At 75.9% G+C, this 12,011-nt stretch carries 8 protein-coding genes; 3 read left to right on the top strand and 5 right to left on the bottom strand.

Features of this window, described 5'->3' with window-relative positions:
- Nucleotides 1-106: 106 nt before the first annotated feature.
- The 4 genes from H6X67_RS08295 to H6X67_RS11885 form a co-directional block, all read right to left on the bottom strand.
- Entirely contained in the window at nt 107-847 is a 741-nt protein-coding gene (locus H6X67_RS08295) for a response regulator transcription factor (protein WP_249367918.1), read from the bottom strand.
- 66 nt (nt 848-913) lie between these two features.
- A complete protein-coding gene (locus H6X67_RS08290; protein ID WP_249367920.1) occupies nt 914-1,516 on the bottom strand; it encodes an NYN domain-containing protein in 603 nt (200 codons plus the stop codon).
- Between the two features lie 176 nt (nt 1,517-1,692).
- Entirely contained in the window at nt 1,693-2,514 is an 822-nt protein-coding gene (locus tag H6X67_RS08285) for a PspA/IM30 family protein (protein WP_249367922.1), read from the bottom strand.
- A 186-nt stretch (nt 2,515-2,700) separates the two neighbouring features.
- A complete protein-coding gene (locus H6X67_RS11885) occupies nt 2,701-4,770 on the bottom strand; it encodes a TPM domain-containing protein (protein WP_283251361.1) in 2,070 nt (689 codons plus the stop codon).
- 171 nt (nt 4,771-4,941) lie between these two features.
- On the opposite strand from H6X67_RS11885, the gene H6X67_RS08275 reads away from it, so the two are divergent.
- The gene (locus tag H6X67_RS08275) at nt 4,942-5,826 is read left to right on the top strand and encodes a type 1 glutamine amidotransferase (protein ID WP_249376352.1); all 885 of its coding nucleotides are present in this window, start codon (nt 4,942-4,944) and stop codon (nt 5,824-5,826) included.
- Between the two features lie 105 nt (nt 5,827-5,931).
- On the opposite strand, the gene H6X67_RS08270 is transcribed toward H6X67_RS08275, so the two are convergent.
- Nucleotides 5,932-7,614 carry a DNA repair helicase XPB gene (locus tag H6X67_RS08270; protein ID WP_249369927.1) on the bottom strand — a complete coding sequence of 561 codons (1,683 nt, stop codon included), beginning with the start codon at nt 7,612-7,614 and terminating at the stop codon, nt 5,932-5,934.
- A gap of 361 nt (nt 7,615-7,975) precedes the next feature.
- Here H6X67_RS08270 and H6X67_RS08265 point away from each other — a divergent pair, with 361 nt between their 5' ends.
- Both H6X67_RS08265 and H6X67_RS11880 read left to right on the top strand, forming a co-directional pair.
- Entirely contained in the window at nt 7,976-10,480 is a 2,505-nt protein-coding gene (locus H6X67_RS08265; RefSeq protein ID WP_249435504.1) for a helicase-associated domain-containing protein, read from the top strand.
- A 69-nt stretch (nt 10,481-10,549) separates the two neighbouring features.
- Nucleotides 10,550-11,995, top strand: coding sequence for a DUF3027 domain-containing protein (locus H6X67_RS11880; RefSeq protein WP_311765845.1), 1,446 nt, complete (start codon nt 10,550-10,552; stop codon nt 11,993-11,995).
- Nucleotides 11,996-12,011: the final 16 nt, after the last annotated feature.

The following is a 12,011-nucleotide window of genomic DNA, read 5'->3' as shown; positions in this document are numbered from 1 at the left end:
CTTCTTCAGCGGCCGGTGCTGGCGGTGCGGGGGCCGGCAGGCCCACTGGTCGCGCGCCGCCGCGAGGGACGTGGTGGCCGGCCGGCGCGTGCCGCGCGGCCGGTGCTCACTCGCCCTTGGGCTCACGGAGCATGTAGCCGACGCCGCGGCGGGTCTGGATGAGCGGGGCGACCGGCTCGCCGGCGGCGGTCTCGACCTGGTCCACCTTGCGGCGCAGGTAGGAGATGTACGACTCGACGATGGCGGCGTCCCCGTTCCAGTCGTACTCCCAGACGTGGTCGAGGATCTGCGCCTTGGAGACCACGCGACCCTGGTTGAGCATGAGGTAGCGCAGCAGCTTGAACTCGGTGGGGGACAGGTCCACCTCGACGCCGGCGCGGTGGACCTCGTGCGCGTCCTCGTCCAGGACGAGGTCCGCCACCCGCAGGGTGCCGTCGTCGTCCCCGGCGAGCGCGTGGGTGCGCCGCAGGATCGCCCGGATGCGGGCCACGACCTCCTCCAGGCCGAAGGGCTTGGTGACGTAGTCGTCCCCGCCGACGGTCAGGCCCTGGACCTTGTCGGACATGTCGTCGCGGGCGGTGAGGAAGAGGATCGGCGTGGTGATGTCGCGCTCGCGCAGGCGGCGGGCAACGGTGAAGCCGTCCATGTCCGGCAGCATGACGTCCAGGACGATGAGGTCCGGCTCGCCCTCGTCGACGCCCCGCAGGGCGCCGTTGCCGTCCGCGGCCGTGGAGACCTCGAAGCCGGCGAATCGCAGGGAGGAGGCGAGCAGGTCGCGGATGTTCGGCTCGTCGTCGACGACGAGCAGGTGCGCCTCCCGCTTCTGGGAGTCCTGGGATCGGTCCATGGGAGGCACTGTGCCCGCCCCGGCTGAGTGTTTCCTGAACGACACCGGAGGGCGGCGGGCCGCTGCTCAGATGAAGGCGAAGGGGTCGAACTCCGCCAGCGGGATGATGCGGATGCGCGGCAGCGTCGTCTTGAAGGCGTCGACATCGTACTCCAGGTCGTGCACCCGCAGGCCCCGGTCCTGCAGGGAGGCCAGGTGCGTGCTGAGGAACTCGCGGAAGCACAGCACGCCCACGGTGGCGCCCGCGTCCAGCAGGCGCTCGATCTGCGGCACGTAGTCGCCGTCGTGCGAGCCCAGCAGCACCTGCACCGGCTGGCCGGACTCGGCCCGCTCGCTCAGCGCGTCCAGCGTGCGCTGGATACCGATGTCGACGACCTTCTCCTCGGGGCTGCCGGAGCCGGCCAGGGGCAGCGGCCGGTAGTCCATCGCCATGAGGGCCTGGACGAAGCCCATCGGCATGTGGCCGCTGGTGGCGTTGAGGAAGAACAGGGCGGTCGTGTCCGGCCCCTGGCCGCCGGCTGTGGAGTCGGACAGGTCGTCGCAGAAGGACAGGACCCGGTCCCAACGGGGACGCTCCTCCGGCTCGGGGCGGCGTCCGAGGACGCTCATGCCCAGGGTCGCGTCGATGTTCTCGCCGTCAACGAGCAGGTACGTGGGGGCCGCAGTCATGCGCCCATGCTAGCGGGGCGGGCCGGGACGGGGCCGGCGGCCGGTGCGGGGTCGCCGGCCGGGCGGGGTGCGGGAACGCGCGACGGCGGCCGTGCCTCACGCACGGCCGCCGTCACGGTGGTGCCACTGTGCTGCCGGGGACCGTCGGCTCCCGGCCCGGTCCCTCAGCGGGTGCCTCAGTAGGAGGACTCCTGCGCCTGCCCGGTCTCGTCCTTCAGGGCGGCGAAGGCGTCATCGACCTGTCCGTCGGTGATCTGGGCCGTGGGGGCGGGAGCCTCGATGGCGGCGCCCGACTTGAGGGCGGCCAGGCGCAGCTCGGCCTCGGTGGCGGTGGAGGAGGACTCTAGCTCGGCGAACTGGGCCTCGAGGGAGGCACCGGCGATCTCGGCCTGGCCCTCGGCCTGGGCCTCGATGCGACGCACCTGGTCCTCGTAGCGGGAGAGCTCGCTCGTGGGGTCCATGAGGTTGATCGAGCGGATGGCCCCCTGGACCTTGACCTGGGCCTGGGCGGACTTCTGGCGGGCGACGAGCGTGTCGCGCTTGGACTTGAGGTCGGAGAGCTTGGCCTCCATCTGCTGCAGGCCGGTCTTGAGCTGGTCGACGACCTGGCGCTGGGAGGCGATGATCGGCTCGGAGGCCTTGGCCTCGTTCTCGGCGGAGATCTGCTTGGTGAGGGCGATCTTGGCCAGGGAGTCCCACTTGTCGGCGCCGGCGGTGTCGCCCGCGGCGCGCAGCTGGTCCGCCTTGGTGGAGGCGGCGAGCGCCTTGGCGCCCCAGTCCTTGGCCTCGTTGAGGTCGGCCTCGTAGTCCTTCTCGGCCAGGCGGAGGTTGCCGATGGTCTGGGCGACGGCGTCACGGGCCTCGGCGATGGAGGCGGTGTAGTCGCGCACGAGCTGGTCGAGCATCTTCTCCGGGTCCTCGGCGCGGTCGAGGAGGGCGTTGACATTGGCTCGGGTCAGCTGGGCGATGCGCCCCAGGATCGACTGCTTCTCAACCATGGTGGTGGCCTTTCGTTCTCTCACGGTGGCGGGGTGCGCCTCGCGTCGTTGGGGAGCGGCGCGTGCGTGCCTCACGAGGATGGTCCCACGGACAGGGGCGTCGTGTCCGGCCGACCTCGGGGGATGACGCACTCGTATCGCTCACGGCGTGAGCCTGGGCGGGCGCGGGGCGCTGAGGCGAACGGCTCAGAAGCGGCCGCCCCCTCCTCCGAAACCGCCGCCGCCTCCTCCGAATCCTCCGCCGAAGCCGCCACCGTGACCGCCCCAGCCGCCGTAGCCGCCGCGGCGCCCGCCACCGCCCAGGAGGATGCCGCCCAGGACGAGCGAGCCCAGGTCGATGCCGGAGTCCCCCGAGGAGCCCGAGCCCCACGAGTCCCGGTGGTTGCGCACGTCGGTCTCCGCCAGGGCCTGGGCCTGAGCCACGAGCGGCTCCGCGGCCGCGACCTCCGTGAGGGCGGCTGCCGGGGCCGTCGGCTGCAGGCTCGTGGCCGCCGCCGCGTGGCGCGCCGCCTCGCTCAGGGCCGTGCGGGCCGAGGGACCGACGACCCCGCGGTGCGTGGTGACGTAGGACGTGACCGCGTCGACCTGGGCGCTCAGCCGCGCCAGGCGGGAGGTGAGCTGGGCGCGCGCACGCGAGTCGTTCTCCTCCTGGGCGCGCGCCGGCGCGAGGGCGGCGTCGAGCGCGCTCTCCGCACGCGCCAGGTGCTCAAGAGCAGCCAGGGGGTCCCCGCCCGTGCCGCCGGGGCCGCTGCCCGTGGAGGCCGTCCGTCCCTCGGCCACAGCCGCCTCGGCGTCCGCCACGAGCAGCGACAGGGAGGCTGCCGGAACCTGGGCGCTCAGCCGCGCCGCGTCCACCAGGTCGGAGGAGATCGAGGCGATGGCCGCGGCGAGGTCCGCCTCCGCCGTCGCCAGGCGCTCGCGGGCGCCCGAGACCTGCGCGGCCAGCTGGCCCGCCTGGGCGATGGAGCCCTGGGCGATGCGCACCTGCTCCACGGCCGTGGACTGCTCGCCGGCCTCAACCGAGGCGCGCGCCTGGTCCAGGGCCGTGCGCCCGGCCGCCAGCAGCCGGGCGGCCTCAGCCGGGGCCTCGGACACGCTCGTGAGCGCGGAGGCGGGGTAGGAGGCGTGCAGGGTCACCAGCAGCGTCTGGGCGGCCTTGAGGGAGCGCTCGGTCTCCTCCGCCCGCTGGGACGTCTCCGCGATCGAGGCCGGCAGGTTCGCCTCGAGCCCGCGCCGCTCGTTGAAGGCCGCCTCCTGCTCCTGGATCACCCGCACCGCCTCCTGGCAGCGCGAGAGGATCTCCTCGCTCATCTGCCGCTGCTGGGCCTCGGTCTCGGGGACCGCGTCGTCAAGCAGCCGGCGCAGCTCGAAGGAGCGGGCCACGTGCTCACGGGCCGTGGCCAGTGCCTGGGTGAAGGCGTCCGTTGCCGCCAGGCCGAACTGGGCCTGCGCGTAGGACAGCTCCTCGTCCGCGGCCCGCACGGCGTCGTCGGCCGTCACGAGCGCGTTGCCGGCCTGGACCGTGAGGGTCTCCAGGGAGACCTGCGGGGCGGGGCCCGAACCGGTCGGCGCACCGCTCGAGGACTTCTTGCGCCGTGAGCGCGAGTACGCCAGGGCGCCCCCGCCGATGGCGCCCGCCGCCCCCAGCGCGAGGACGAGGCCAGCGCTGCCACCACCGTCATCGGAGGCCGCGGTGGAGCCGGCAGCCGGGACCGCGTCGCCGGCTGTGTCGCCGTCCCCGGATCCGAGGCCGGTGAGGACCGCCCGCACAGCGCCGTCGTAGTCGTCCTCGCGCAGCTGGGTGTAGATCGCGGTGCGCACCTCGTCGACGGTCTCGTCACTCCACACGCCGCCCCTCGCCGAGCCCGCGAAGGCGTAGGTGCGTGCCGAGCTCGACGTGTTGATGACGAGGAGGAGGTCCTGCGTGCCCAGACGCGAGTCGTCCCACGCCTGCGTGGCGTAGGCCTCCGCCGTCACCGAGGCGTCGTCGAGGGTCACCACCCACAGCCCGACCCCCTCCTCAGCGAGCTGGTCGACGACCTCCTGGGCGTCGTCGTCGTCCAGCACCCCGGCGCCGTCGGTGACCGGCTGGGACAGGACGGTCGACGTCGCCGCCGGCAGCACCCGGGCGGGGGCCTCCCACGAGAGAGGGGCAGCGGCCGCCGTCGGGGGCAGCACCAGGGCCCCGGCGACGAGCAGGCCGCAGGCGGACAGGCGGACGAGTGCGCCCGGACGGGCAAGGCGTGTTGTCTCCATCACCCGTCATCGTCGTCCCGGCCCCCGCCTGCCGCAAGCAGTTTCACTGCAAGCGCGCGCCAGAACGGGGACGCCGGCTCCCCGCAGCGGGACTGGCGAGGACCGCCCGCCACGGCGGCGCGCACCGGTGCCGGCTTGCGCGGCCCGGGGCTCATGGCATGAATAGACCGCATGACTGACATAGCGGGAGCCCTCCGACAGGACCCGACAGGTGCTCGCACCCCCGTCCTCACGGTCATCGAGCCGGAGGCCTTCGCCCCCCTCGGCCGCCTGGGCGAGTGGCTCTTCGCCAGCGGCGCCCGGCTGAGCCTCGTACGCCTGTGGCAGGGCGACCCCGTCCCCGACCTCGCCGACGTCGGTGACGGCCTCGTCGTCATGGGCGGCGCCATGAGCGCCCACGACGACGGCGCCCACCCCTGGCTCGCGGACCTGCGCCACCTGCTGCGGCGCGTCGTCGAGGAGCGCGTGCCCGCCGTCGCCATCTGCCTGGGCGCCCAGGTCGCCGCGGAGGCGCTCGGCGGCGCCACCGCCGTCCCCTCGCCCCACGGGCCCGAGGGCGGCATCGTCGAGATCGAGCTCACCGAGGCGGCCACCGAGGACCCCTTCCTCGCACCGGTCATCGACGCCGCCGTGCGCACCGCGGTGCGCACCGGCGTCCCCACCCACGACGGCACCCGCCTGCCCGTCATCGTCTCCCACGACGACGGCGTCGTCCGCCTGCCCGAGGGGGCCACCCTGCTCGCCTCCTCCGCCGGCGCCCCCGTCCAGGCGTGGCGCGCCGGGCGCCTGCTCGCCCTGCAGCACCACCCCGAGTCCACCCCCGCCCGCATCGAGTACTGGCAGGCGCGCAGCGCGGCCCGCGAGATGGGCCTCGTCCAGGGCGGCGAGGCCGCCGAGGCGCTTGCCGACGCCGACCTGCCCGCCGCGGCCGTCGAGGCGGGCAGGTGGGCGCGCGCCGAGGCGGAGAGGGTGGACGCCGTCGTCCAGGCCTTCGGCCGTGAGCTCGCCCGGCAGCTGGTCCTCAGCGCCCGGGCCCACGCGGTCACCCGCCGCTGAGAGGGCCGAGAGGGCGGGCGGCCGGGAGCCGCCGGGTGGGCGGGCCCTCGGGGGCGCCGTGCCCGCGGGCCCCTGCCCGCCCCGGGCTCGCCCCCAGGGCCGTCCTCACAGGTCCGCGGCGTCCACGACGTCGTAGGCGTAGCCCTGCTCGGCCAGGAAGCGCTGACGGTGCGCCGCCATGTCCTGGTCCACCGTGTCGCGCGTGACCACCGTGTAGAAGTGGGCCTGTCGCCCGTCCTCCTTCGGTCGCACGATCCGGCCCAGGCGCTGAGCCTCCTCCTGACGGGACCCGAAGGACCCACTCACCTGCACCGCCACGGAGGCTCCCGGCAGGTCGATGGAGAAGTTGGCGACCTTGGACACCACGAGCGTGCCCACCTGGCCGGCACGGAAGGCGTCGTAGAGCCGCTGGCGCTCGCGGACCGTCGTCGCCCCGGTGATGAGCGGGGCCCCCAGGTGCTCCGCGATCTCCTCGAGCTGGTCGACGTACTGGCCGATGACGAGTGCGCTCTCGCCGGGGTGGCGCTCGAGCAGCCGGTCGACCACACCCGTCTTGCGCGGGGTCGTCGCGGCCAGCCGGTAGCGGTCCTCGGGCGAGGCGGTCGCGTAGGTCATGCGCTCGCCGGCGTCGAGGGCCAGGCGCACCTCCGTGCAGACGGCGGGCGCGATCCACCCCTGGTTCTCCAGGTCCTTCCACGGGGCGTCGTAGCGCTTGGGCCCGATGAGGGAGAACACCTCGTCCTCACGGCCGTCCTCGCGCACGAGCGTCGCCGTCAGCCCGAGCCGACGGCGCGCCTGGAGCTCGGCGGTCATGCGGAAGACCGGGGCGGGCAGCAGGTGCACCTCGTCGTAGACGATGAGGCCCCAGTCGTGGGCGTCGAGCAGGTCGAGGTGCGGGTAGACGTCCTTCCGGCGGGTGGTGAGCACCTGGTACGTGGCGATGGTGACCGGCCGCACCTCCTTGCGCGAGCCCGAGTACTCGCCGACCTCGTCCTCGGTGAGGGAGGTGAAGCGGACCAGCTCCTCCTTCCACTGCCGGGCTGAGACCGCGTTCGTCACGAGGATGAGCGTCGTCGTCGAGCTCCGGGCCATGCAGGCGGCCCCCACGAGGGTCTTGCCGGCCCCGCAGGGCAGGACGACGACGCCGCTGCCGCCAGCCCAGAAGGCCTCGACCGCCTGGGACTGGTACGGGCGCAGCGCGAAGGCGCCGGGCACGCGGGCGGCGGCCCCCTCGGGGTCGTCGGCCAGGGCGATGGGGTGGCTCTCGCCGTCGACGTAGCCGGCGAGGTCCTCCGCGGGCCAGCCCAGCTTGATGAGCGCCTGCTTGAGGTTGCCGCGCTCGGAGGGGTGGACGACGACGTCCTCGGGGGACAGGCGCTCACCGAGCATCCCCGCGGTGCGCCGCGAGCGCGTGACCTCCTCGAGCACGGGCACGTCCGTGGCGTGCAGCACGAGCCCGTGCGCCGGGTCGGAGAGCAGCTGGAGGCGGCCGTAGCGGCCCATCGTCTCGGCGACCTCGGTCAACAGGGAGTGCGGGACGGGGAAGCGCGAGTAGGTGATGAGGACGTGGATGACGGTCTCGGGGTCGAGGCCGGCGGCACGGGCGTTCCACAGGGCCAGCGGGGTGACGCGGTAGGTGTGGACGTGCTCGGGGGCCCGCTCGAGCTCGGCGAAGGGCGCGATGGCGCGGCGGGCGTCGTCGGCGGCGGGGTGGGCGACCTCGAGCAGGACGGTCTTGTCGCTCTGGACGATGAGGGGGCCGTCGGGTGGGCCGGGCGTGGCGGGCATGGACGGAGTATCGCGCGCGGCCCTCGGTGGGCGCCGTGACGCAGGCGACGGCTCGGCTGTCGGCTGACGCGGGTCCGGGCCGCGGGCGTTCGGGACTGTCCGGTCCTGGCCGCGCAGCGCCACGGGGGCCGGGCCGCCGGTGCCGGCGCGGGGCGACGGCCCGGTCCTGACGCCGGCGCACGTGCTGCGTGGACAACCTGTTGCTCCTAGGACAACGTGTACGCCTCAGGACAACGTGGATGGCGCACATGGGTTGTCCTGGGAGCGACAGGTTGTCCTTGGCGCAAAAGGTGGCCCTTGGCGGGAGAGGCGGGAGCGGAGGGAGAGGTGGTCCGCAGCGCGCAGCGGTAGGTTGGTGCGGATGAGCATGACGCCCGCCACCGCGCACTCCGACGACGCGCACCCCGCGCGGGGTGCCGCGCACCGGCTCGACGCGCTCCTGGCCGGTCCTGCGGCCGCGGCCGTCAGCACCGAGACCCTGGCCGCGCACCTCACCGCCCTGCCCGACGCCGAGGTCGCGGCGCTGCTCGCCTGCCGCCCGGACCTGCTGTCCCCGCCGTCCTCCTCCTTCACCATGCTCGCCGCCCGCGCCGGCGCCCGCCCGAGCGTCGAGACCGCGCTCGCGGACCTCGACGCCGCCGTGCTCGCCGTCGCCGAGGCCGTCGTCGCCACCGGCACCCAGGACCCCGACCTCCTCGGCCCCGCCCTGCTCCTTCCGCACGACGACGTCGCCGCCCACCTGGCGACGCTGCGCCGCCTCGCGCTCGTCCTCGACCCGGGCCCCGTCCCCGGTCTCGCGGAGGCCTTCGGCCCCCACCCGCTCGGGCTCGCCCCGGCGGACCCGCTCGCCCTGGCCGTGGCACCGGGGGAGAACCGGCCCGAGGGGTCCCCGCCCCCCTCGCTGCGGGCGCTTCACGCCGCCGCCCAGCGAGCCGTCGCCCAGCCGGCTGACACCCAGCGAGCCCCCGCCCCCGAGGTGCCGCCGGCGGACCTAGCGGACCTGCCGGAGGAGGACGCCCCCGTCCTGCCCCCGGCCTCCCTCGCCATGCTCGACGCGCTCACCTGGGGCCCACCCGCCGGGACCCTGCGCGACGGTGGCCAGGCGCCCGGTGCCGCCCCGCTCATCGCACGCGGCTGGCTCGAGCGCACCCGGGACGCCTCCGGCACCACCCGCTTCCTCCTGCCGCGCCACGTCGCCCTCGCCCTGCGCGGCGGCCGCTTGCTGCGCCGGGCCCTCACCGCCCCGGACCCCGCCGCGCTGCCCGTCCAGGACCCGTCCACGACCGCCGACCAGGCCTCGCGCGCCGCCGAGGAGACCATCCGTCTCGTGACGGGCCTCCTGGAGGAGTGGGGCCGTGAGGGCGGGCCGATCCTGCGCACGGGTGGCGTGGGCGTGCGGGCCCTGGCCAGGACCGCCGACGCCCTCGGCCTGCAGAGCGCGCCCGCGGCCCGCGTCATCGAGCTCGCCGCGGGCGCCGGCCTGCTCGGCCTCGACGAGGCCGGCGCCACCTGGGTGCCCTCCACCGAGGCCCCGCACTGGCGGACCACCACCCTTCCGGAGCGCTGGGCCCCGCTGGCCGCCGCCTGGGCCGTCTCGGTGCGCGCCCCCTGGCTCGCCGGCACCCGTGGCGAGGACGGCGCCCTGCGCGCCGTCCTCGGCGACGGGGTCGAGGCGGCCTGGGCCGGCAGGCTGCGCCGCCGGGTGCTCCTGCTGCTCGAGCGCCTGCCGGAGGGCGCCATCGCCGACCCCGCCTGGGTGCGCGACGCTCTCACCTGGGCCCGCCCCCGCAGGCCCGTGCCCGACGGCGCCGTCACCGGCGTGCTCGATGAGGCCGAGTCCCTGGGGGTCACCGGGGGAGGGGCCCTGTCCCGCGCGGGCCGGGTCCTCGCCCGGGCCGTGCGTGAGGAGGCGCTGCTGACCTCCGACGGCGAGGCCGACCCCCGTGTGCTCGCCGCCCTGGAACGGGCCCTGGAGGAGGACCTGGCTGTCCCGGTCGGCGTCCTGCTCCTGCAGTCCGACCTCACGGCGATCGTCCCCGGCCGCCCCGAGCCCGACCTCGCGGCGCTGCTGGAGCGGGCCAGCACGGTCGAGTCCCGCGGCAGCGCCCTCACCGTGCGCTTCACCGCCGAGTCGGTGCGCGGCGCCCTCGACGCCGGCTGGTCCGCCGACGAGCTGCGCCAGGCCCTTGAGCGCTGGACCCCGGCGCCCCTGCCGAGCACCCTCACCGTCCTCATCGAGGACGTGGCCCGCCACCACGGTGCCGTGCGCGTGCGCGAGGTCGCCTGCGTGCTCAGGGTCCCCGACCCTGCGGCCGCGGCCGGCCTCCTGGCTGAGACGCGCCTGAGGGGGCTGGGGCTCGACGAGGTCGCCCCGGGCGTCCTGCTCGCCACGGCCCCGGCGGGCCAGGTGCTGCGAGAGCTGCGCACCGCGGGCCTGTCCCCGGTGCTGGAGGACGCGAGCGGGCGCCTGCTGCTGGCGGGCGGTGCCGTCGGGGCCCGACGCGGCGGCCCCGCTGCTGACCCCGTCCGGCCGGGCGCCGCGACCGCCACCCGCCGCCGTCGTCCCTCCTCCCGGGACCTGGCCGTGCTGGTGGGGCGCCTGCGTGCCGGGGAGCGGGCGCGCCGGGACTCGGCCGTGCCGGCCGGTGCTGCGACGGACCCGGTGCACGCCCTGGCGGTGATGCGCCAGGCCCAGGCCTCGCGCTCCCGGCTGCGTCTGCGTCTGGCGGGCCCCGACGGCGTGGTGCAGGAGCGGCGGGTGAGGGTGCTCGCCGTCGAGGCCGGGCGGGTGCGGCTGGCGGACCTGGACCGCGAGACCGAGCTGACGGTGGCCGTGCACCGTGTCGTCTCAGTCGAGGAGGGGTGAGGAGGGGTGAGGGCCGGGCACGGGGCACCCGTCGGTGCCCGCCTGCGCGCCGCCCCCTACACTGGCCGGGTGACTGATGTGATGACCGCGACGCCCGAACTCGAGTCCCCCGACTCGTCGGCGAGCGCCACGACCGCTGCGCACGTGGTCGAGCCCCTGGCTCCCGGCACGGCCGGAACCCTTGAGGACCCCGCGACCCGCGACCTGCCCCGGCCCGGCTCCATGCCCACGCTCGCGCAGGCGAGCGCCGCGGGCAAGGACAGGACCCTGACCTCTGACGACGCCATCGCGCTGGCCCGCGACTGCCTGGCCCAGGTCACGGAGCCCTTGAGCGTCGGCGAGCACATGGCGGCCCGCCCCGAGGGGGAGCGGGTCATCACCCACCTCTTCGAGTGCAACCTCGCGGGCTACCGGGGCTGGCGCTGGGCCGTGACGCTGACCCGCGTGCCGCGCTCGCGCACGGCGACGGTGAGCGAGATGGCGCTGCTGCCGGGCGAGGAGGCTCTCCTGTCGCCGGTGTGGGTGCCGTGGGCGGACCGGCTCCAGCCCGGTGACATCAGCCGCTCGGACCGCCTGCCGCGCCGGGAGACGGACGAGCGCCTGGAGCCGGGCTGGGAGGCGACGGCCGACGGCGAGGGGGACGCGACCCCGGACGGCCTGGTGCTGGCGGGGACCGACGCCGTCGACTTCGGCCGTGCCCGGGTCCTGAGCCCGCAGGGCGTCCAGCGTGCCGCCCAGCGCTGGTACGACGGCGACCACGGCCCGCAGGCTGATGGTGTGCGCAAGGCTCACGCGACCTGCTCGACCTGCGGCTTCTTCCTGCCGATGGCGGGCCCGATGCGCGCGGTCTTCGGCGTGTGCGCGAACGAGTGGGCGGCCGACGACGGCCGCGTGGTCTCCCTCGACCACGGCTGCGGCGCCCACTCGGAGACGGACCTGCCGGACCAGGGCCCGGAGTGGCCGGTGGCGCCCTCCCGCCTGGACGAGGCGGCGATGGAGCCGATCGGTACCGACGGCGTGTCGCTGCGTGACGGGGTCCCCCAGGCGCAGGCGGTCGCTGAGGCGGGCTCGCCCGCCCAGCCCGTCGAGGGCGTCGGGACGCCGTCCGGGCAGGAGCCCGCCGGCCCGGAGGCCGGGGCGCAGGACACTGAGGCGGGGGAGGCCGGGGCCCCGGCACCTGCCGACCCGGAGCCGGCCGGGACTGAGGCGCCGGAGCCCGCTGCGCGCGCCCCCCGGCGTCGGACCGCCCGACGCACGAGGAAGGACGAGCCCACCGGGTCCACCGGGGCCACTGGGGTCGCGGAGCCCGCACGTCCCGCCCGCCGTCGCAGCCGCAAGGCCGAGGCGGCCGCCGAGCCCGCCGGCCGGCCCGCCTCCCAGCCCTCGGCCGGGACCCCGGAACAGGACCGCCACGCCGCCGCCCTCACCGCGGCCCTGGCTGACACCGCTCCCGGGCGCAGGCCCGCCCCCGCGGCCCTCGCCGAGCTCGAGGCCGTCCTGCCCTTCCGCGACTGAGCCCGGCGCCCCGGCT

Source organism: Actinomyces sp. AC-20-1 (assembly GCF_023369555.1).
In the GTDB taxonomy this organism is placed as follows: Bacteria; Actinomycetota; Actinomycetes; order Actinomycetales; family Actinomycetaceae; genus Actinomyces.
This window is presented reverse-complemented; position numbering and strand designations above follow the sequence as displayed.

Coding starts and splice junctions, on each gene's coding strand:
- H6X67_RS08295 (WP_249367918.1), bottom strand. CDS start 847: ATGGACCGATCCCAGGACTCCCAGAAGCGGGAGGCGCACCTGCTCGTC.
- H6X67_RS08290 (WP_249367920.1), bottom strand. CDS start 1,516: ATGACTGCGGCCCCCACGTACCTGCTCGTTGACGGCGAGAACATCGAC.
- H6X67_RS08285 (WP_249367922.1), bottom strand. CDS start 2,514: ATGGTTGAGAAGCAGTCGATCCTGGGGCGCATCGCCCAGCTGACCCGA.
- H6X67_RS11885 (WP_283251361.1), bottom strand. CDS start 4,770: ATGGAGACAACACGCCTTGCCCGTCCGGGCGCACTCGTCCGCCTGTCC.
- H6X67_RS08275 (WP_249376352.1), top strand. CDS start 4,942: ATGACTGACATAGCGGGAGCCCTCCGACAGGACCCGACAGGTGCTCGC.
- H6X67_RS08270 (WP_249369927.1), bottom strand. CDS start 7,614: ATGCCCGCCACGCCCGGCCCACCCGACGGCCCCCTCATCGTCCAGAGC.
- H6X67_RS08265 (WP_249435504.1), top strand. CDS start 7,976: ATGAGCATGACGCCCGCCACCGCGCACTCCGACGACGCGCACCCCGCG.